The 21,045-nt window shown below is 65.6% G+C and carries 16 protein-coding genes and 1 pseudogene; 12 read left to right on the forward strand and 5 right to left on the reverse strand.

The features are described from left to right. Nucleotides 1-99: 99 nt before the first annotated feature. The 9 genes from GY937_08085 (at nt 100) to GY937_08125 (ending at nt 14,603) form a co-directional block, all read left to right on the forward strand. Nucleotides 100-264 carry a hypothetical protein gene (locus tag GY937_08085; protein ID MCP5056672.1) on the forward strand — a complete coding sequence of 55 codons (165 nt, stop codon included), beginning with the start codon at nt 100-102 and terminating at the stop codon, nt 262-264. Then, complete coding sequence (locus tag GY937_08090; protein ID MCP5056673.1) at nt 261-1,133, forward strand: sugar phosphate isomerase/epimerase; 873 nt, start codon at nt 261-263, stop codon at nt 1,131-1,133. The genes GY937_08085 and GY937_08090 overlap by 4 nt, the downstream gene beginning before the upstream one ends. Next, nucleotides 1,130-2,371: a TIM barrel protein gene (locus GY937_08095; protein ID MCP5056674.1), complete on the forward strand. Its 1,242-nt coding sequence runs from the start codon at nt 1,130-1,132 to the stop codon at nt 2,369-2,371. The genes GY937_08090 and GY937_08095 overlap by 4 nt, the downstream gene beginning before the upstream one ends. 3 nt (nt 2,372-2,374) lie before the next feature. Then, a complete protein-coding gene (locus tag GY937_08100) occupies nt 2,375-3,493 on the forward strand; it encodes a Gfo/Idh/MocA family oxidoreductase (protein ID MCP5056675.1) in 1,119 nt (372 codons plus the stop codon). Next, nucleotides 3,490-6,840 (forward strand): c-type cytochrome, encoded by a 3,351-nt coding sequence (locus GY937_08105; GenBank protein ID MCP5056676.1) that lies wholly within the window; start codon nt 3,490-3,492, stop codon nt 6,838-6,840. Before GY937_08100 ends, GY937_08105 begins: the two co-directional genes overlap by 4 nt. A 72-nt stretch (nt 6,841-6,912) precedes the next feature. Then, entirely contained in the window at nt 6,913-7,656 is a 744-nt protein-coding gene (locus GY937_08110; protein MCP5056677.1) for a PilZ domain-containing protein, read from the forward strand. A gap of 25 nt (nt 7,657-7,681) precedes the next feature. After that, entirely contained in the window at nt 7,682-8,746 is a 1,065-nt protein-coding gene (locus GY937_08115; protein ID MCP5056678.1) for a hypothetical protein, read from the forward strand. A gap of 151 nt (nt 8,747-8,897) precedes the next feature. Then, on the forward strand, nt 8,898-11,846 hold the full coding sequence (locus GY937_08120; GenBank protein MCP5056679.1) for a valine--tRNA ligase: 2,949 nt from the start codon (nt 8,898-8,900) through the stop codon (nt 11,844-11,846). Between the two features lie 63 nt (nt 11,847-11,909). Next, complete coding sequence (locus GY937_08125) at nt 11,910-14,603, forward strand: MMPL family transporter (protein ID MCP5056680.1); 2,694 nt, start codon at nt 11,910-11,912, stop codon at nt 14,601-14,603. Nucleotides 14,604-14,646: 43 nt separating this feature from the next. Here the strand turns inward: GY937_08125 and GY937_08130 are convergent, their stop codons facing one another. Next, entirely contained in the window at nt 14,647-15,321 is a 675-nt protein-coding gene (locus GY937_08130) for a class I SAM-dependent methyltransferase (GenBank protein ID MCP5056681.1), read from the reverse strand. Nucleotides 15,322-15,578: 257 nt separating this feature from the next. Between GY937_08130 and GY937_08135 the strand changes: the two genes are divergently transcribed. Beyond that, on the forward strand, nt 15,579-16,073 hold the full coding sequence (locus tag GY937_08135) for a gamma-glutamylcyclotransferase (protein MCP5056682.1): 495 nt from the start codon (nt 15,579-15,581) through the stop codon (nt 16,071-16,073). 19 nt (nt 16,074-16,092) lie between these two features. Here GY937_08135 and GY937_08140 read toward each other — a convergent pair whose 3' ends face one another. The 4 genes from GY937_08140 to GY937_08155 all read right to left on the reverse strand — a co-directional run bounded on the left by GY937_08140 (nt 16,093) and on the right by GY937_08155 (nt 19,322). Next, nucleotides 16,093-17,286, reverse strand: coding sequence for an acyl-CoA dehydrogenase (locus GY937_08140; protein MCP5056683.1), 1,194 nt, complete (start codon nt 17,284-17,286; stop codon nt 16,093-16,095). Then, on the reverse strand, nt 17,283-17,453 hold the full coding sequence (locus GY937_08145) for a hypothetical protein (GenBank protein ID MCP5056684.1): 171 nt from the start codon (nt 17,451-17,453) through the stop codon (nt 17,283-17,285). Before GY937_08145 ends, GY937_08140 begins: the two co-directional genes overlap by 4 nt. Before the next feature lie 724 nt (nt 17,454-18,177). Beyond that, nucleotides 18,178-18,555 (reverse strand): hypothetical protein, encoded by a 378-nt coding sequence (locus GY937_08150; GenBank protein ID MCP5056685.1) that lies wholly within the window; start codon nt 18,553-18,555, stop codon nt 18,178-18,180. 284 nt (nt 18,556-18,839) lie between these two features. Continuing rightward, a complete protein-coding gene (locus GY937_08155) occupies nt 18,840-19,322 on the reverse strand; it encodes a DNA repair protein RadC (GenBank protein MCP5056686.1) in 483 nt (160 codons plus the stop codon). An 805-nt stretch (nt 19,323-20,127) separates the two neighbouring features. On the opposite strand from GY937_08155, the pseudogene GY937_08160 reads away from it, so the two are divergent. Further along, a pseudogene (locus GY937_08160) lies at nt 20,128-20,220 on the forward strand (transposase). A gap of 66 nt (nt 20,221-20,286) precedes the next feature. Further along, complete coding sequence (locus tag GY937_08165; protein ID MCP5056687.1) at nt 20,287-20,910, forward strand: IS1595 family transposase; 624 nt, start codon at nt 20,287-20,289, stop codon at nt 20,908-20,910. Nucleotides 20,911-21,045: the final 135 nt, after the last annotated feature.

Genomic DNA, 21,045 nt, shown 5'->3' on the forward strand with positions numbered 1-21,045 from the left:
ACTACCTCGCGGCTCTCGATCGCGAACTCGACACCGATCCGACCGACACCGATTCGCCGTTCTGACGAGAAACCAGCACTCGCGCGCGACCACGGCTAGATGATCAGATTTCTACGGTTTCTCGTGATCGCCAACAGCTGGGATCTCGGAGCGATGATCACCCACCGCTTCCCGCTGACGGACTTCGCGGAGGCTTTGCGGACTGCGCAAGATCCCGAGGCCAGCGGAAAAGTCATGATCGAGATCGGGGAGGCCGGTGCATGAGTGTCCGCTACGGAATGAACCTGCTGCTGTGGACCGACGATCCCACCCAGGAATCCCTGCTACCTCTCTACGAGCGCCTCGCGGCCATGGGCTTCGATGGGTTGGAGCTCCCGATCTTGAGCGGCGAGCCCGAAACCTACGCCAGCCTCGGGCGTCGCCTCGCCGACCTCGGGCTTGCCTGCACCGCGGTGGCCATCTGCAACGACGAGAGTGATCCGATCTCGCCGAACGCGGCCGTGCGAAACGCGGCACGCGAGGGACTCCACCACGCCATCGATTGCGCCGAAGCCGCCGGCGCCGAGCTGCTCGGTGGCCCTTTGTACGCCGCCATCGGTCGCTTCTCTGGCAATGGACCCACCCAGGAAGAATGGGATCACAGCCTGGAAGTGCTAGGCGACGCCGCGGATCACGCGGAGCGCGCAGGCTTGCACCTGGCCTTCGAGTTCCTGAACCGCTTCGAGATCTACCTGCTGAACACGGCCGGAGACGCGACCCGCTACGCGCAAGAACTCGGCCGCACGAACGTCGGCGTACACTACGACACCTTTCATGCGCACATCGAAGAAAAAGATCCGGGAGATGCGATCCGCAAGGCCGGACCCGCAATCCGTCATGTGCACATTTCAGAGAACGACCGCGGCACACCGGGCACCGGTCAGGTGCATTGGAGCGACAGCTTCGATGCTCTTGCAGCCATCTCGTACGACGGCTGGCTGACGATCGAGGCCTTCGGCTCGGCCCTCCCGAGCCTGGCCGCGGCCACCAAGATCTGGCGCCGCACCTTCGACGACGAGGAAAGCCTGGCTCGCGACGGCCTGGCGTTCATGAAAGGCGCGTGGGAGCGTCGGACCAGCGGAGGAAGCAAGTGAGCACCACGGCCTTCGAGCCTGAGTTCATGCGGATCGGCGTACTGACGGCGGCTCTTCAGGAGTTGACGCCACGAGAGCGTCGCGACCCGGATCCGGACCTGGCGATCGAAGAATGGCTGGAGTTCGCCGCTGAGCTCGATGTGGAATGCATCCAACTGGCATCGGCACTCCACCCGGATGAATCCGACATCCCCCCGGAGGCGATGCTCGACCCGGTGGCCAATACCCTGGATCTCCGCGCACCCTTCGATGCGGAGCGCGCGCGTCGCGTTCGAGCGGCAACGAGCGCAACGGGCGTCGGCATCGCCGACCTCGGTTTCTTCGACAACATGCTTCATGAGGAAGCGAAGATCCGCGCCGAGAAACACGCGTTCCTGCTGCGTGTATTCGATGCGGCGGTGCTCCTGGGTGTGCCCGCCGTGTGTGGGTTCGTCGGCCGCAACCAGAAGCTCTCGATGGACCAGAACCTCCAGGATTTCGAGGAGAGCTTCATCCCGTTGCTTCGGGAAGCCAAGGCCCGTGGGCTCGAATTCCGCATCGAGCAATGCCCGATGCCGGGCTGGACCACGGGCGACGCTTTCCACAACAACATCGCCTACGCACCGGGCACCTGGGTCGCACTCCATCGAATCTGCGAGAAACACGGCGTCGGCGACCAGTTGCGCGTTCACTATGACCCATCCCATGCGATTCTCATGGGCCAGGACACCCGCGCGATCTTCCAATGGCTGAAGGAAGAAGGTTACGGATTCTTGATCTCCGGATTTCACGTCAAGGGCCAGGTCATCGATTCACGCGGTGTCGCCGCCTGGGGATACGGAGGGCAGACCGTCGAGCGGGGCGATTGGGTCGACGGCGTGCCCTCGGCAAACCCCGCCGACCAGGCCAACGCCTGGAAGAAACAGACGGTTCTCTGTGAGCACGAACTCCCGGGCACCGCGCGCCACGACCCGCTCGCCTACCTGCAGAACCGGAGCGTCGATTGGCTGGATCATCAGCTCGCGGCGCGAGAACTTCTCGACCTGGACGTGGCGAAGACTCCGCTGATCGTCGAGCACGAATACCCGCCCGCCCGCGTACAAGAAAAGGATGCGCTGCTGCCGATTCTCAAGGGATCCATCGCCTTCACCCGCCATATCGACCGGGCCGCCGCGAGCATGTTCGCCCTCCACCGGAACGTCCTTCCCGCTCAGGACATTCCGGTCCAGGGCATCGGCCGCCAGGCCTACCGGAGCTAGACGATGGCAACCCCGAAGCTCCGCATCGCCATGATTGGCTACCAGTTCATGGGCCGCACCCACTCGAACGCCTGGCGCCAGGTCGCTCGTTTCTTCGACACGCCCTTCGAGCCCGTCTTGCAGGTGGTCTGCGGCCGCAACGAGGCAGATGTCTCAGCCGCCGCGAGAAAGCTCGGCTTCGAATCGCATGCGACCTCATGGCAAGAAGTCGTCGCCCGAGACGACATCGATGCGGTGGACATCTGCACACCCGGCGATTTCCATTTTCCGATCGTCATGGCCGCTGCAGAAGCCGGGAAGTCCATCCTATGCGAGAAACCCCTGGCCAACGAACTCCAGGAAGCCGAGCAGATGCTAGGTGCAGCCGAAAAGGCCGGCGTCGTTCACATGCTGTGCCACAACTACCGCCGCGCTCCCGCAGTGCAGCTTGCGAAGCGGTTGATCGATGAGGGTCGCCTCGGGCGCATCCACCACTACCGCGGCACCTATCTGCAGGATTGGATCGTCGATCCGAAGTTTCCTCGCGTGTGGCGCCTCGAGAAGGCGCGGGCCGGCAGCGGTGCGCTGGGCGATATCGCCTCTCACTCTCTCGATCTCGCGCGTTTCCTGGTAGGCGAGATCCGCGAGGTTTCGGGCCTGCTCGAGACCTTCGTCACGGAACGCCCCCTGGAAGACGGCAGCGGTCGCGGGCCGGTGGATGTGGACGACGCGGCACTCGCACTACTGCGCTTCGAGAACGGCGCGATTGGAACGGTCGAAGGCACGCGTTTCGCTCCCGGCCGCAAGAACCACAACCGGTTCGAGATCAACGGCAGCAAGGGCTCTCTGGCCTTCGACCTCGAGCGGATGAACGAGCTCGAACTCTACGAAGAAGACGGAAGCGAGAGCGGCTTCCGCACCATCCTCGCTACCGACCCGAGCCACCCCTACGTCTCGGCCTGGTGGCCGCCGGGCCACATCATCGGCTACGAGCACACCTTCATTCACACCGTGCTGGATTTCATGCGCGGGATCGAAACGGGCCGGTCACCCGAACCCAACTTCGAGGACGGCGTGAAGAACCAACGCTTGCTGGATACGATCGAGCGATCCCACACGAGCCGCGGCTGGGAGCAGGTATGAAGACGATTCTCGGGCGGGCGTGCATCAGTCTGCTCGCCCTCATCTTCTGCCTGCCGACCAGCGGTTGCTGGCAGACGGACTACGGAATCTCGGCTTGGGAGGTCGTTGTCATTGCTGTCCAGATGGGCCCCAGGGCCATCTGGTGTGCCGTCGTCGGATGCCCGACGGAACTCATCGACGGCATGGTCGAGCTGCCCTTCGAAGAGGGGCTCCTGCCTTCCGTTCCCGTGGCGATCGATGTCGACGAATGGGGCCGCGTGTATGTCGCCGAGGGCGAGCGCATGAACCAGGGAGGTGTGGAGGACAACCGTTTCACGCCGGACGGCTGGCTACTCGATGATCTGGCCGCCCATAGCGTTGCCGACCGACGCGCCTACTACGAAAAATGGGCAAAGACCGAGCACTACGCCGAGAACCACTTCACCGGAAAGGCCGATCGACTCATACGCCTCGTGGATTCGGACGGCGACGGATTGGCCGATCGGGTCGATGAGGTCGCTCGTTTCGACGATTGGACCGACGGGTTGATCGCGGGTGTGCTCGCTCATGACGGCGACGTCTACGTCACCGAGATCCCCAGCGTCTATCGACTTCGGGATGAAGATGGCGACGGGAGTGCCGAGGTACGCGAGACGCTCTCCACGGGCTACGGCGTCAAGACCTCCCTGGTCGGCCATGACATGCATGGCCTCGTCTGGGGGCCGGACGGCAAGATCTATTGGTCGATCGGCGACCGGGGCTACAACGTGACGACCCGCGAAGGCCGCCACTTCGTCCCGAGCATGGGGCCCGGACGGGGCGCCGTCCTGCGCATGAATCCGGACGGCAGCGAGGTCGAAATCTTTTCGACCGGCGTGCGAAACCCGCAAGAGCTGGCGTTCGACGACTACGGGAACCTCTTCACCGGCGACAACAACGGTGACGGCGGAGACAGGGCGCGGCTCGTCTACCTGGTGGACGGAGGCGAGACCGGTTGGGCCATGCCCTACCAGACCTTGATCGACGACTACGTGCGCGGGCCGTGGAATGCGGAACGCCTCTGGGAGCTCGAGCACGAGGGCCAGCCGGCCTGGGTGCTGCCTCCCGTGGCCTACGTAGCCGTCGGGCCCGCGGGCTTCGCCGCCTATCCGGGCGCCGGCCTTCCCGAACGCTACCGGGGCCACCTCTTCCTGTGCGACTACCGCTACCAGACCTCCGTCAGCGGCGTCTTGTCCTTCGCTGTGGAGCCTTCCGGTGCAAGCTTCGAGATGGTCGACGAGCATATGTTCATCGGAAATCTGCTCGCGACCGATGTGGATTTCGCCTACGACGGCCGGATCTTCGTCTCCCAATTCGACCAGTTCGGCGGCGGCCAGTCGGTGAAGACCTTCCGACACGAGCTCGCCGAGACCGATCCCGCAGTGGCCGAAGTGGCCCGCCTCGCGAAAGAGGGTATGCGAGATCGGTCTACGGCCGAGCTATCCGATTTGCTGGGCCATGCGGACCGACGCGTTCGGCTGCGCGCACAATTCGAGCTGGCCCGCCGCGGAGATGCAGCGCCTTTCGCGGCGTTGGCATTGAATGACGCCACCCCCTTGCTGCCACGCCTGCATGCCGTCTGGGGGCTCGCACAGCTCGGAGCGGCCGCGTTGGAAGACGCAGGAGTTCGCGAGTTGCTGAATCACGAAGCCTCGCCCAGCGAACTGCGTGCCCAACTCGCCAAGGTGGCCGGCGATGCCGGCGCTGCGGGATACGAGCCCCTCCTGATCGCTGCGCTCGAAGACGCGGAGCCGCGCGTCCGGTTCTTCGCCGCTCAATCCCTGGGAAGGCTGGGGGCCGCCTCCGCCATCGATCCGCTGATCGCGATGCTGCGCACCAACGCGGACACCGACGTGCACCTCCGCCATGCGGCCTCCTTCGCGCTCTTCCGAATCGGCGATCTCGACGCAGTTCTCCTCCACGCAGACGATGCGTCGGCAGCCGTGCGGCTCGGGGTCCTGCTAGCCCTCCGCCACGCTGGGGACCCGCGGATCCAGCGATTCCTCGAAGACGCGGAACCCTTCCTCGTGCTCGAGGCCGCCCGGGCGATCCACGATCTGCCCATCTCCGAAGCCTTGCCGGCGCTCGCCATGCTCTCACACGACCGATTGCCCTCGGATGACGACCCGCAATCGAGCTATGCGCTTCACAGACGGGTGATCGACGCCAACCGGAGCCTCGGCAGCGAGCAGGCCGCACTCGCCCTCGCTGCCCATGCCGCCGATTCGAACCATCCGCTGGCGATGCGGCGCCTGGCGCTCGAAAGCCTTGCCGAGTTCACGGCGCCTGCTCCCCGTGAGCTGGTCATGGGCTTTCATCGGCCTCTTCCGGCCCGGCCGGTGGAGGTGGTGCATGCGGCGTTCGACAAGTTCGGATCCGCATTGGTCGAGGGCGATCTCGGTGGCCGTGCACTGGACGTCGCCCTCGCCTACGACCGGGTCCCCCTCGACGACGACGAACTCGCCGCCCGCGTGGCGGACGCCGAGCTTGCGCCGGATCGCCGGATTGCCAGCCTGCGCGCTCTTGCCAGCCGACCGGAGGCCGACGCATTGCCGGCGGCCATTGCGATAGCGCTGGAAAGCGACCCGCCCCTCTTGCGAGCCGCCGGCCGTGACGTGCTCGGCCAGCTCGACCCGGAAGCCGCCTTGGAAGCCGCGCGCTCGTTAGGTGGGGATGCGCCGTTGCTCGAACGACAGCGCGCGTTCGCCATGGTTGCCTCTCTGCCCGGCTCGGCGGCCGACACCTACCTCTCCGAGGCGGTGGCGCGCATGGCCCACGGCGAGTTCGACGCCGCCGTCGCCCTCGATGTCCTGGAGGCGGCGAGGCAGCGAGAGGCCCCTGACGTCGTAGAGGCGCTGGCCGCCTGGGACGACGGCCTCGCGGGGAAGGATGCCGTTGCGGCCCGCCCCTGGGCGCTCGCTGGCGGCGACGTCCAGCGCGGCCGCAGCGCCTTCCAGGGCGCGGGCGATTGCCAGCGCTGCCACGCAGGCGGAGGCCACGGCGGCCAGGCCGGCCCGGAACTCGCGGGAATCGGCGAAAGCCGCGGTGCCGAGCACATCCTGCGCTCGGTCCTCGAACCCCAGGCCGAGATCGCCCAGGGCTTTGCCACCGTTGCCGTGACCCGCCTGGACGGAAGTATCGCCACCGGCACCCTGCTCGAAGCCGAACCGGAGAAAGTCCGGCTCCGGGCCGGAGACGGCTCGACCCTCGAGATCGACGCAGCCGAAATCACGCGGCAGACCACGCCCGTGAGCGGAATGCCACCGATGGGGTTGGCCCTCACACCCCATCAGCTTCGTGATCTGATCGCCTACGTCATGACGCTCTAGACGGGGCGTGGGGCTACAGATGAACCCCTGGTAGGTCGATGCAACCCCCGAGCCTCTGGGAGTGTATCCAACGTGGAGTACGAAAGCTTCGCCCTCATCTACGATTCGGATGCTGGCGAGCTCGGACAAGTTGCATTGACATTGATGCAAGCCGGGATCGATGTGCTCTACGCCGCAGATCCCGATGAGGCCATGCTGCTGGCGAGCCAGGAATCCGACCGGCTCGGCGCGCTATTGACTCCGTCCTCCCTGGATACCTCCACCTTCGACGGATTGATCGAGCGGGTCTGTCCCCACCTGGCCGGAGGAATCGAATCGCTCCTGCCCATCGGCCTCGAGCCTTCCAACGAGGTGAGCAGCCACTTGCGCAAGCACGGGGTTCGCTGGTGCCTCTGGGAGCCTTTCGAAGCCCGTGAGCTGCGGTTCGCGACCGCCGCCGCCCTGATGGCCGGGGATCCAGGTGAGAGACGAAAGACCCTCCGCGCCCCCGCACACCTCTTCGCGGGAATGCTCCAAGGCAGCGAACGCCGATCCGCGGTGGTCTGCGATCTCTCCTCCGGCGGCGCCTACCTGGGGATCGAAGCCAGCCCCGAAGCGCCCTGCTTCGAAACGGGCTCCGAGGTGGATTTGGAGCTTCCGCTCCAACCGGCCTCGATCTTCCTGCGCGCTCGGGTGGCCCATACCCATGATGCCAGTTCTCCGCCAAGGGCCGATCTGCCGGGCGGTATGGGTGTGGAGTTTCTCGAGTTGGGCAGCGCTGACCTTACGGCGCTCTCCCATCTCCTCGACGATCTCACCCGACGATTCCGCCTATAGGGGGCAGCGCGTTACCCTGCGCGCCATGAAATCCTCCGCAGCACTCGCGCTGGCCGCGCTCCTCCCGTGCATCGCCGCAGCCGAGCAGCTGCTCATCACCGAGAACAACCGTCTGCTCCGGCTCGATCTGGAGAACCTCGCGGCGGGGCCTAGCGTCGTGGTCGAGAACGCTGACCTGGGTGGAGACGTCGGCCGCGACATGAACGGAATGATCTGCGGGATGCCCGACGGGAGCGGTCGATTCTTGGCCGGGGAAGACACCGGCCAACCGGACACGCGCCCGGGTTGGGGTGTGTTCGGCGCCGAAGGCCAGCAGGTGGCGAAGCTCGCCGGTACCTACCAGGTGCCGGAGGCCGAGCCCCACGGATGCGCGTTCGACCTCCAGGGCCGGCTGTTCACCAGCTCGGTGGGCAACCAGGGCTTTGGCAGCGGAAAAGGCCAGCTCTTCCTCTGGTTCCCGCCCTACGAGGGCCATCCGGGCCCGCCTGGCGCCTACCCGGCGACCAGCGCCGCCAGCGATCGATTCTGCAAACTGGCGACGGATATCTCCGCAGCCGGCGGCATTGCCATCGACCAGGCCGGCCGCGTCTACCTCGCATCCGCTGGCCGCGGTTTGATCGAGCGCTTCAGCCCGCCCTTCCCGACCGGAGCGGATACGGCTGGAGGCTGCGGCGAAAAAGGCCCTGTCGGCTCCCCCTTCGCCTCGCAGGTCCAACGCGAAACCTTCGCCGACGGTTGGTACACCTTCTCCGGCCTGACCTTCGCGCCGAACGGACATCTCTTCGCATCGAGCGTCTTCACCGGAGAGATCGTCGAGTACGACGCGGACGGGAAGCTCCTGCGCACTGTCCTCGACCCGGACGATTGGCTCCCTCCCTTCGAAACGGGAACCCCGATGGGCCTGGCCCTCGGCTCCGACGGCACGCTCTACTACGCGGATCTGGATCTCACTTGGGATTTCCCCTCCATCGGGCCTGGCCCCGATGGAAAAGTGTGGCGCCTGCGCTTCGATGAACGTGGAGCTCCCTTGCCACCAGAAATCCTGCTGCACGGCCTCGCGTTTCCCGATGGGGTCGCCGTCGTCGACTAGAGCGGGGACGTTCTTTCCGCTGTTTCCGTTGTGGGCTGATGGCACGGAACGCCACCAGCCCACAACGGAAACAGCGGAAAGAACGTCCCCGCTACCACGAGACGAGGCGGCCCCCTTCTGCCACACTTCCGCGCCTTCCCTGGAGCGTCCGATGAGCAGCCCGCCCGAGCCCCTTCCCAAGGCCTACAACCCCACTGAGGTGGAAGCCCGGTGGTATCCGCGCTGGACCGATGCGGGCGTCTTCCGAGCCGAGGCTCGCCATACGTTGGAAGACGGACGTGAGCCCTACGTGATCATGATGCCCCCGCCGAACGTGACGGGGACCCTCCACAATGGCCACGCGCTCTTTGTGACATTGCAGGACATCCTGATCCGCTACCACCGGATGAAGGGGAAGAACGCCCTCTGGCTCCCCGGCGTTGACCACGCCGGGATTGCGACCCAGGCCGTCGTCGAGCGCGAGCTCAAACGCCACGAAGGCCAATCGCGCCACGATCTCGGACGGGAGGCCTTCGTCGAGCGGGTCTGGGGATGGAAAGAGCGCAATGGCAGTCGCATCGTCGAGCAGCTGAAGGTGATGGGCGCTGCGGCGGATTGGAGCCGGGAGCGCTTCACCCTCGATCCGACCTGCTCCAAGGCCGTGAACGAAGCTTTCGTTCGGCTCTGGGACGAGGGCCTGATCTTCCGCGGTGAGCGATTGATCAACTGGGATCCCGCAACCCGCACGGCGCTCTCGAACGAGGAAGTCGAGCACGAAGAGCGGGAGGGCGAGCTGTGGCGCTTCGCGTATCCACTCGCCGACGAGGACACCGAGATCGTCGTCGCCACGACCCGCCCGGAGACGATGCTCGGTGATACGGCCGTCGCCGTTCATCCAGAAGACGAGCGTTTCACGGAGTTCGTGGGCAAGAAGCTGCGCCACCCCTTCATTCCGGAGCGCGAACTGGAAGTGATTGCAGATCCGGAAGTCGATCTGGGCTTCGGCACCGGTGCCGTGAAGATCACACCAGCCCACGATCCCAACGACTTCGAGATGGGCAAGCGCCACGATCTCGCGTTCGTGAACATCTTCGATCTCGAAGCCCGCGTGAACGAGAACGGCGGGTCTTTCCAGGGCCAGGATCGCTACGAAGCCCGCGAGAACGTGAAGGCCGAACTCGAGCGGCTGGGGCTGGCTCGAGGCGGCGAAGCCATCACCCATTCCATTTCGATTTCCGAGCGTTCCGGCGAGACCGTCGAGCCGATGCTCTCCCGTCAGTATTTCGTACGCGCAGCGCCCCTGGCCGCGGAGGCCTGCGCTGCCTTCGATGAAACGGGCGAAACCGAGCTGATCCCCGCGAATTGGAAGAGCACGTGGGATCACTTCATGAAGAACATCCACGATTGGTGCATCAGTCGGCAGTTGTGGTGGGGCCATCGCATCCCCGTCTTCTATGACACGGCCAAGCTCGAAGAAGCGATTCGCACCGACGCCAGCCGCAAGGGCGGAGAAACGGCGGCACTGCGTGCCCTCACCGACGGAGCCAGCCGGGAAGACCTCGTGCGCCTTGCCCTCGACACCGTCGACGAGGATCTCGTGCGCGAGTTCTCCGTGGCTTCCCGGGAGAATCTTTGCGAAGCCGAGGGCGGCGATCGCTACGTGCAGGAAGAGGATGTGCTCGACACCTGGTTCTCCTCGGGGCTCTGGCCGATGTCGACCCTCGGCTGGCCCGACGACACGGAGGATCTGCGAGCGTTCTACCCGGGTGCCGTCCTCGAGACCGGTTTCGACATCCTGTTCTTCTGGGTGGCGCGCATGATGATGTTCGGCTGCCACTTCATGGGGAAGGCGCCCTTTGGCCACATCTTCCTGCACGCCATGGTGCGGGACGCCCAGGGCCGCAAGATGTCCAAATCCCTCGGCAATGCGATCGATCCTTTGGACGTCATCCAGGGCATCACCAAAGAAGAGCTGATCGAGAAGACGAAGACCTACCCGGTGCCGGAACAGCAGCTACCGCGGGTCTTGAAAGAACTCGCCAAGGAATATCCGGACGGCATTCCGGCGTCCGGAGCCGATGGCCTGCGTTTCTCGCTCGCTGCTCTCTCGGGCCAGGGTCGGGACGTCAAGCTCTCGATCCCGCGTGTCGCCGGCTACCGCGCCTTCCTGAACAAGGTCTGGAATGCGACCCGCTTTGCGTTGATGGGCATGGGGCAAGAGGCTCCGCCGCCGCTCGAAACCTGCCGCAGCCAGCTCTCGCTGGCCGACCGCTGGATCCTCTCGCGCCTGCAGGCCGCCACGACGCGGGTGGCGGCGGGGATCGAGAGCTACCGCTTCGACGAGGCCGCCAATGGCGTCTATCAGTTCTTCTGGAACGAGTTCTGCGACGGGTACATCGAGCTGGCCAAGGATTCGCTGATGCCGGATGCCAGCGAGGAAACCCGCGAGACGACCCGGGCCGTGCTGATTCACGTGCTCGATGCTTCGATGCGGATGTTCCACCCGATCTGCCCGTTCCAGAGCGAGGAAATTTGGCAGCGCCTTCCCGGCCGCGACACGCGCTGGGGAGACGACATCCCGTTCTGCGCCGTGGCGCCGTTCCCCGAGGCCGATGCGTCCCTCGTCGATGCGGAGGCCGAGATCGAGATCGACCGTGTGATTCGTGCCGTGAGCCGTCTCCGCAACCTGCGTCAGGAATCCGGCCTGCCCCAAGGCCAACGCATTCCAGCGGTGATCGTTGCTGCAGATGCGGAGGTGCGAGCCAGCCTCACCGACCTTGCCGAAGAAATGAAGCGCCTGGCCCGGCTTTCCGAGCTGCGAATCGCCACACCCGATGAATACGAGGTGCCCACCCAGGCGGCCGTCCACGCAGAGCCCGATCTTCAAGTCGTGCTCCCGCTGGAGGGCCTGATCGATCTGGATGCGGAGCGAGACCGCGTCGAAAAGGATCTGGCCAAGGCCCGCAAGGAGTTCGAGGGATACGAGCGCAAGCTTGGCAACCCGGGCTACGTGAACAAGGCGCCGGCCGACGTGGTCGAGGAGACCCGCGCGCGCGCCGTCCGATGCCAGGAGAAGATCGACGGGCTCACGGAATCCTTGGAGCGGCTCGGCAACGCCTGATCTCCGCCCCCCGGGTGACGCCCCCCACGGCAGTGTGCCGCTCAATTGCTATGCACCCTGCCGATGGACGAGAACACTCTGAATGCCGGCGTGAGCTTTGTGGAACGAATGCTCGCCGGACTGGTCGCAGGCGTCATACGGCGGCCCGGCCCCGTAATCGCCGTCATCGCATTGATGACGGTGTTGCTTGGTGCCTACGCCGCGACCCATCTCGGCGTCAACACGGACAACAAGACCGCGCTCCTGGCCGAAGATCTGCCCTTCCAGCAGCGCGCCCGGGCCTTCGAGGAGCACTTCCCCGTCCTGGACGATTCGCTCCTGCTGGTGATCGACGGTGAATCCCCCGAGGCGGGGCGAGAGGCCTCCCAGCGGCTGGCCACTGCCCTGGAGGCGCGCCCCGACCTGGTTCGATCCGTATTCCCCGCGGATGCAGACCCCTTCTTCGAAGAGCATGCACTTCTCTACCGGAGCGTCGAAGAACTCGAGACGTTTTCGGATCAGCTGGTGCGCTTTCAGCCCGTACTCGGCGAACTCGCCCAGAGCCCGGATCTGGCCACTCTTTCACGCGTGATCGACCAGGCATGGGCACAGGGCGCCGGGAGCCAGGAAGAGCTCACACCCCTGCTGGACGGCTTCGGCGATGCCGCGGTTGCCGTCTACGAGGAGACGCCGTTGCGCATCTCGTGGCAGGACCTCCTGCTGCGAGAATCGAGTTTCCGGACCCAGGCGCATAGCATCCTGATCGTCGACCCCGTGTTGGATTTCAATGCGCTTCTGCCAGCGGGGCGAGCCCTCTCGGAAATCCGCGACACCGCAGCCAGCCTGGGGATCGCTTCGGGTGCCGAAGTCGATGCCAGCCACGAGCTGCGCCTGCGGATCACCGGCTATCCCGCGTTGAACGATGAAGAAATGCGCGGACTCGTGCTGGACGTGGGCGTCGCAGGCGTGTTCTCCTTCCTCGTCGTGCTCGGCGTGCTGGGTTGGGCGTTTCGTTCCGGTGTGATGGTGCTAGCGAGCGCGATCACCTTGATCGTGGGCCTCGTCTGGTGCGCCGCCTTCGCCGCCTTTGCCGTCGGACGGCTGAACATGGCGTCGATCTCCTTCGCCGTGCTCTTCATCGGGCTCGGTATCGACTTCGCCATCCACCTGGGCCTGCATGTCCTCCAGCGGCGCCGGGCGGGAGAGGACCACACCACCTCCTTCATTCGGGCCACCGCCGACGTGGGCCCGGCCCTCCTGCTCTGTGCCGTGACCACTGCGGTCGGTTTCTTCTCCTTCGTGCCCACCGACTACAAGGGTGTGGCTGAGCTGGGCCTGATTTCAGGCATGGGCATGTTCGTGATCTTCGGCCTCACGCTGACCCTCTTCCCAGCGCTGCTCACACGGGGGCTTCCTCTGCGGAACGTGAGGCCAGCTCCTCGGCACAGCTCTCGCCGGGCTACCCCCGCACCCATGCTCGTGCTGGGGCTCGCTGCCGGCGCAGCACTCCTGGCCGTGCCTGCAGCTCGTGCCGTGCGTTTCGATTCCAACGTGGTGAAAATTCGCAACCCGAAGAGCGAGTCCGTGACGACCTGGAACGATCTGCTCGCAAGCGGGTCCGGCTCCCCGTGGTACATCGATGTCCTGGGACGCGATCTCGATGACGCAGAACGACTCAACGAGAGGCTCGAAAAGCTCGAACTCGTTTCCGAGACCCGACAGGTGATGGATTTCGTTCCCGCCGACCAGGAGGACAAACTCTTCATCCTGGAAGATCTGTCGCTCTTCCTCGATGTCCCGACGCGCAGCGAGCCGGACCCTGCATGGGTCGACCCTGCCCAGCAGATCGAAGCCTTGCGCTCCCTCCACACGACCCTGGCCGAGAGTGAGCTGTGGCGTGCAGGTCGCGTATCGGGAAGCGTTGCTGCCTTCCGAGAGCGCCTCGGGAACTTCCTGGAGCGGGTCGAGAAGGAGCCGGACCCGGCACCGTTCCTCGAGGCGCTGGAGAAAAGTCTGCTGGAGCGCTTTCCCAAGCAGCTCGAACGCTTGCAGGTCGCGCTCGATCCATCACCGGTCACGCTCGACGGTCTTCCCGAGCGACTCCGCGAGCGCATGCTCGCCAAGGACGGAACCGCCCGGCTTCAAGTTTTTCCGGCCCGGAACCTCGACGACAACGAGGAGCTCGTCGCGTTCGTCGCTGCCGTTCGAGAGATCGTGCCGGAGGCGACGGGTCTGCCAGTCAACCTCGTAGAATTTGCGCGGGCCACATCCACTTCCCTGCGCAGCGCCCTGGCGATCGCGACCGGAGCGATCGCTGCCCTGCTGCTCCTTCTGTGGCGCAGGCCGGGGGATGCCATCCTTGCGCTGACCCCCATGCTTCTTGCTGGGCTGTGGACCGTGGGGATCATGGGCGCCACCGGCTTGCCCTTCAACTTCGTCAACGTCGTGGTTCTTCCTCTGCTTCTCGGCATGGGAATCGATAGCGGCATCCATCTGGTTCGCCGCGCACGAACCTCACCCAAGATCGTCGATCACCTCGCCACGACGACCACGGGTCGGGCCGTCTTCCTCAGCTCCTTCACCACGCTGGCCAGCTTCGGCAGCCTGGCAAGCTCGGCGCATCGCGGCGTTTCCAGCCTGGGCGTCGTCCTGGTGATCGGAATGACCTGTAGCCTGGCCGCCAGTCTGGTTGTCCTCCCGGCCTGGCTATCGCGGGGCGCGCATTCCGAGCCCGCCCAGACAGCGGCCGGCGAGCGCCCCACTCCGGCCAATACCTGAAGCCCTGTCTGCCACGCTCGCGATGGATTTCGCGATGCTCGATCTACCAGGCCTCGATCTCGGCGAGGCAGCGAGACACTTCGAAACCGAAGTGGGGTTCGCTCTCGTAGAGACCAGACGTGCGGACATGGGAGAGGTAGGCGTCGCTCTCCTCCGAAGCCATGCGCGCCACCGGGGCGATGACACGGGTCCCCGGTTTCAGGCGGCCGTGGCGCTCCGCGTGGCGGAGATCCGGAAGGAACATCTCGGGTTCGTGAAAAAGGAGGATCAAATCGAAGCGGCGATACAGGCTCGGAATCGCATCGAGCACCGCGCAGCTCAAGAGTTCCAGGCGATCGCCTAACGAAGCGTGGCCGAGGAGCCGTTTGATCGCCTGCCCGCGAGCAGCAGCAGGCTCGACGAGGGTGAGCCGGCCGGCTTCCGAACCCAGGGCCTGAGCCAGGCGAAGCGCGGCCTCTCCGTGGCCGGCCCCGAGCTGAAGGAATGCCGTGGCCTCACCCGCCCGGGCAGCCGCATCGAGAACTTCCTGCCCCTCGGCCCCGAGCAGGCTGTGCCCGGCAGCAGCCCCGAGGCTTTCGAGAAGGGCTTCCGGATCGCCGGGCGGGGAAGCTTCCACGGATCGTGCCACCGCCTGCGTGAGCGGATCGGCATCCTCCTTGAACAAGCCCCGCGCGCGAGCCCAGAAGCCAAGCCTCTCCGATGTTCCAGACTCAGACATGCCGAACTCCGCACTCCGAAAGGCCGAGAGCCTTGCCATCCAGCGGTTTCTGCATTGTTGCAAGACCCATCGCATTTCCCCTCGTGTCGAACGCTCCGGCACGACTGCTCCGGCGGCTGACGCAAGAATCACGCCGAACGTAGCGTCGGCGTTGGGCTCGCTTCTAGCGTTTTCGTAGTCATTCGCCCCATCCCCTGGGCGGTGTTGCCACATGCGGAATCCGGCCAGGGCCCGAACAGCACGGTAGCCTCGTGAGCGTGTCTTCGACCGTGTGGTACTTCGGGTATGGCTCGAACATGGATCCGCGCACCTTCCTGGGGCGACGGCGGATGCGGCCCCACGAGACCCGGATCGCCCTGCTGGATGCCTGGGAGCTGCGCTTCGATCTCCCGGTCGGGCCCGGCGAACGAGCCGTCGCGAACGTCGTTCCGGCTCCCGGCCGGGAGGTCTGGGGCGTCGCCTACCGGATCGACAGCGAAGAAGCGATGCGGCTGGACCGGACCGAGGGCGTCCACATGGGTGCCTACCTTCGGCGGCCGGTCTCCCTCGGTGTCGAAGGAGAAGACGCCCAACTCGAGGCATTCACCTACCACTCGACGCGAAGCATCCCGAACCGGAAGCCTTCACGCCGCTACATGGGCCTGCTGCTCGCCGGTGCCCGTCACCACGGACTCCCAGAAGACTACGTCACCTACCTGCGGAGCTTCGAGCTGGCCATGGACGAGCGATCCGCGCAGCGCGAACTGTTCTAGCTGCAGGCCGGGCCGCGTCTCAGCGAAGACCGAAATCCCAGCCGTCACCGATCGCGTAGGATTTGAGCACGCGCCGCGCCGTCGTCATCACGTGGACTTCGTCTGGCCCGTCGTAGATCCGTGCGAAACGCGCCTCACGGTACATGCGCTCGAGGGGCGTATCGTCCGTCACCCCCTTGGCGCCGTGCACCTGGATGGCCCGGTCGATGACGTTATGCAGCATGGATGCGCCAACGACCTTGATCATGCCGATCTCGACCCGGGCTTCGTCGCCCTGATCGATCTTCTGGGCCGCAGCAAGGGTGAGCATGCGGCTGCCCTGGATCTCGCACAGGCTGTCGAAGATGAATTTCTGAATCTGTTGGTGGCCACCGAGGGTCTTGCCGAAAACCCGTCGGCTATTCGCCCGCTCGCACATCAGATCGAAGGCGCGCTGGGCCTGCCCGAGCCAGCGCATGCAGTGGAAGATGCGGCCGGGGCCGAGCCGACGCTGGGCGATCCGGAAACCGGCGCCGCGCTGCCCGAGCAGGTTCGATTCCGGCACGCGAACGTTGCGTAGAGAGATCTCGCAATGCCCCCCGTGCCGGCCCATCACCCGGGGCTCTCGCACGATCTCGTAGCCGGGCGCATCCGTCGGCACGATGATCATGCTGAAGGCATCGTGATCGGGCACGTCGGTCTCGGTCCGGCACATGATGGTGGTATACGCCGCGACGTCCGCGCCCGAGGTGAACCACTTCCGCCCGTTGACGACCCATTCGCCGTTCTCGAGCACAGCGGAAGTCTGGAGCTGAGTCGGATCCGAGCTCCCCACGTCGGGCTCCGTCATGCCGAAGCTGGGGAAGACCTCGCCATCCACCAGCGGTTTGAGGTAGCGATCCCGCCAGTCGTCCGACGCGAACTCCTTCAGCATGATCGAATCCTGGAGCGAGTGCGTGCCGAGCACGACCATCGCGGGCGACGAACGGCCGACCACCTCGTTGACGTAGACATAGTCGAGGAACGGCAGCCCCTGCCCGCCGATCTCCTTGGGGTGACCGAGGGCCCAGAGCCCTGCGGCCTTCGCCTCGTTCATCAGGTTGCCCAGCACCTGGCGCCCCTCTGCGCTGTTCCGCTCCTCGAGGACGTGCTCGACCGGGTAGATCTTCTCTTCGATGAAGCTCTGCACGGCGGCGCGGATGGGTTGGACGTGCTCGGGAACCTGGAAGGTCATGGGGTCTCCTCGCGTCGGGCGAATTCCGGGATGCTACCGCGGAGTGGGCAAGTGGCGCCCCGAAACGCATCGCCGGAATCGGTACGACCGACTTCGTCGTGCAGGATCACCTCCACGGCTTGTCGCATGACCACGACCAGATCGCACAGTCGGCGCCCTCGTGACATCTCCCGAGCCATCGATCGCCTTGCGGATCGGGGGAGGAGGGGTCGTACTCGGCCTCTTGCGGCGCAGGCGAGCCGAGTAGCACCGGGAAGCACCAACCCTCCATCACAGCGGTTTCCCAGAGAATGGCGGAGAGGGTGGGATTCGAACCCACGGAAGGCTTGCACCTTCACCTGATTTCGAGTCAGCAAATTCGCCCTACGCCCCATCGCGACCGGATTCGCTGGCTTGCGCTAAGTGCTGGATTCCGGTTGACAATCCGTCTCCCTCATCGATCTTGGGTTCGCTGGATTGCGACCCGGTTCGCCGCGTCGCTGCCCACAATGTGCCCACAAAATGAGGTGCCGAGATGCGGGCCAAGCTCACGAAGCGCAGCTGCGACGTGGCTCGAGCAAGCGGCGGCGGATGGTCGACTGTTTGGGACACGGAGCTCCGCGGATTCGGGCTGAGGGTGCTTCCGAGCGGCACCAAGACCGGCCCCCTCTTATCTTGCCGTAGCTTTTTCCTCTGGGGCCCCCCCTGCCCTCCTGCAAATTCGCACTCGCTTCGTGCACAAACCTCACCGTACTCCTGCCAACCAGTAACCATGCCAACGCACGCCGACAGCCGCTGCGTCGCCAAGCTGGTGCGGCGATTGGCCCAAGAGTGTGCGGAGACGCGGCAGCCTAGCTTCCGCGGAGCCTCAACGAGCGTTGCGTTCGCCGTGCATCGCCGATCCGCTACGCACTAAGAGACAACTCGGTACTCGGCATCGATGATGTCATCGTCGCGTCTGCCGGGGAACGGCCGATCGGTTCGGGCGGAGACACGTTGGTGGACTGCGATGCCCCCTGAGACTGACCCGGGGCCGGCCACTCGAGCGGTCCGGATGGTCCCAGCGAAGCCGTCTCGATGCAGCCAAGCCCCGATCGCCAATCCCAGTCCGGCCAGCAGCGGCGCGACGCCAAATTCGCCGGTGGCGGAGCCCACGTGGTAGCCGAGCAGGCCCCAGTAGAAGCTAAGGGCGAGTGCCAAGACCACAGACAGCTGGGTGAACCGGTAGAGCGCGTAGAGTCCGAGGAACGTCCCAAGGAAGCCCAGCCAGGTCTCCGTGAGGATTCCCACGACGAACGCGATGAAGAGGAATCGGTGACGATCACCACCCGACCTCCGCCCCTGGTGGCAGAAGGCAGCCTACCTCCGGGACACAACAAGTATACCCAAACGAAGCGGTCGCACGGTAAGGTGCGCGCGGTCTAGCGTGCGCCGGAGACGGCGGGCCAGAGCGATAGGCCGAGACTGAGGGCGCGACCGGAGCGCACCAGAAGAGTCGTGGCGCTCTGGGTCCGAGTCCTGCCGGCGAGATGAGAAGCCGTCGCGACGCCGACAAAGACGTTGGCCCTGAGCGACTACCCGGGGTACGCAGCGTCGAACAACAACGAATCGAGTTCCTGAATTGATGTGTAGTCACCAGCACGTGTCCACACGACGCTGTCGAGCAAAGGGACGCCGAGGAGCACGCCCGCCTGGGCGAGCCGGTGGGTCACGTCGCGGTCCTCCTGGCTCGGGGAGGGATCACCCGACGGGTGGTTGTGGCCCACGATTGCCGCGCAGGCACCGACGAGGATGGCCGGCTGGAAGACCTCACGCGGGTGAACGAGGGAGGCCGAGGCAGTGCCGATGGATACCACCTGGTGGGCGACCGGCCGGTGGCGGCCGTCCAAGTAGAGCGCCACGAAGTGCTCACGCGCATCATCCCGGACCACGCGGCGCATGAAGTCGGCGACGTCGGCCGGCCGTCGGATGGCAGACACCACGCGGGCCGAACGCCCAACGTAACGGACCGCGACCTCGCGGATGAAGTGAATGCTCTCGGGATCGACGCTTGCCATGAGACTCTCCGTGTCCTTTTTGGGGCCCGCTGTGGGCCGGCTCTCTCACCGATCGATGGAGAGCCGGCCGCGGCGGGCCAGGCCGGAGGGCGGAAGCGGAGCAAGGGGTTGAGGCAAGGGACGTGAACGAGTGGAGTCGGCGGAGCGAGGGCGCGGGCCTGTGTCCGAAGACCCTGCGGCGGAGCCGACCGACGGCCGTGGAGAACGGAGCGTCGGCAAGAGTTGGGACCTGCAGTGGCCAGCAACGAACTGGACGTGACCGCTGATGTCAGTCTGGGTCTTCGACTGTCCGTGGCGACCATGCTGGAAACCCAGGCGACACGCGGACGACTCCCCACTACTCGCGAATCTCCCACTTCCGCGAGAGAACGCAGCCAGAAAGTGAGCCGCTGGAACTTCGCAGCTCCGGGTTTGCGACCAGGTCAGCCGACGCGTAAAGGTCGGGATGGAGGAGAGCTTGCCGCACTTTCGCGGCGTGAGGGCTCATCCTTTCCATGGGGAACTCGTCCGAACCGCGACGGTCGCCCGCGCCGGTTTTCCCTGGGCCCGCGACCCTCAGCTTGGGAAAGCGCCCGAAGCCCCAGAAGTAGCGCGTACTCAGCGGTCCTTCCTTGCGAGGGGATGCAGGGGGCGGCACCAGGGTGCACCGGGGACGTCTCCACGTCTCCAGACGTCTCCTACACTGTAGAGTGTCACGGAGACCAGCAGACTCGCGGGTACGCAAAGCAAGGACTCCCTACCAGGACCCGTCAACCCGAGGGGGGCTAAGCCTCCACTCGGCCCCGGGTATCGGCTCCATGAGCGGCCCGCCGGCTTCCGCTGTCCACGCTGCGCGGGGCACAAGGCGCACCGCCTACGGGCCCGCGGCCTGTGGCAGTGCGCAGCCTGCCGCTACCAGGCTTCGCTCACGGCCGGCACGCCCTTCCACGGCACGCGTGTCCCGCTGCGAACGTGGTTCCTGGCAGTGTTCTTCGTGGCCCGTCACAAGCAGGGGATCTCGGCCCTGCAGTTCCAGCGCGATACGGGCTTGGGGAACTACAAGACGGCCTGGACGCTGCTTCACAAGGTGCGCTCCACCCTGGCGCACAACCCGCTCTTCCCGCTCGAGGGAGACGCCGAGGTCGACGAGACCTACATCGGCGGCTACCGGCCCGGCCGAAACGGCCGCGGCGTGGGCAAGACCGGCGTGGCCATCGCCGTCGAGCGGCGAGAGAAGACGGCGGGCTCCATGCGGCTCATCCAGATTCCCAACGCCACGCGGGTCGTGCTGAACTCGTTCGTCGAGAACTCGATCCGCCCCGAGCAGACCACGGTGTTCACCGATGCCTGGGGCTCCTACAAGGCCCTCGCCAGGCTCGGCATCGACCACCGCCCTCGCAAGGGGGGCCACGGCCGCCAGGCCCTGGACATCCTGCCGTGGGCACACACCGTCTTCGGCAACCTCAAGACCTGGCTCCGCGGCACCTTCCACGGCGTCAGCCGGAAACACCTCCACCGCTACCTCGACGAGTTCAGACCTTGCGTCACGGCAGCTGGCGCATCGTCGACCGAGACCGCCTTGGGAGCCCTGCAGCAGGGAACACTCTAGGAGTCTGCGCGGTAGAAGCGAGATCGGCCGCGTAGCGTGGGATTCTCGGTTGAATTGTTGCGGTGAGTAGGGTCTGGGGCGCCCGGGACCGCGAAGGCTCCGGATCGGGTGTGAGCCGGGGTTGCCCTGGAAGCC

The sequence above is a fragment of the bacterium genome (assembly GCA_024228115.1).
Taxonomy (GTDB): Bacteria; Myxococcota_A; UBA9160; order UBA9160; family UBA6930.

Coding starts and splice junctions, on each gene's coding strand:
- GY937_08085 (MCP5056672.1), top strand. CDS start 100: ATGATCAGATTTCTACGGTTTCTCGTGATCGCCAACAGCTGGGATCTC.
- GY937_08090 (MCP5056673.1), top strand. CDS start 261: ATGAGTGTCCGCTACGGAATGAACCTGCTGCTGTGGACCGACGATCCC.
- GY937_08100 (MCP5056675.1), top strand. CDS start 2,375: ATGGCAACCCCGAAGCTCCGCATCGCCATGATTGGCTACCAGTTCATG.
- GY937_08105 (MCP5056676.1), top strand. CDS start 3,490: ATGAAGACGATTCTCGGGCGGGCGTGCATCAGTCTGCTCGCCCTCATC.
- GY937_08115 (MCP5056678.1), top strand. CDS start 7,682: ATGAAATCCTCCGCAGCACTCGCGCTGGCCGCGCTCCTCCCGTGCATC.
- GY937_08120 (MCP5056679.1), top strand. CDS start 8,898: ATGAGCAGCCCGCCCGAGCCCCTTCCCAAGGCCTACAACCCCACTGAG.
- GY937_08125 (MCP5056680.1), top strand. CDS start 11,910: ATGGACGAGAACACTCTGAATGCCGGCGTGAGCTTTGTGGAACGAATG.
- GY937_08130 (MCP5056681.1), bottom strand. CDS start 15,321: ATGTCTGAGTCTGGAACATCGGAGAGGCTTGGCTTCTGGGCTCGCGCG.
- GY937_08140 (MCP5056683.1), bottom strand. CDS start 17,286: ATGACCTTCCAGGTTCCCGAGCACGTCCAACCCATCCGCGCCGCCGTG.
- GY937_08145 (MCP5056684.1), bottom strand. CDS start 17,453: ATGTCACGAGGGCGCCGACTGTGCGATCTGGTCGTGGTCATGCGACAA.
- GY937_08155 (MCP5056686.1), bottom strand. CDS start 19,322: ATGGCAAGCGTCGATCCCGAGAGCATTCACTTCATCCGCGAGGTCGCG.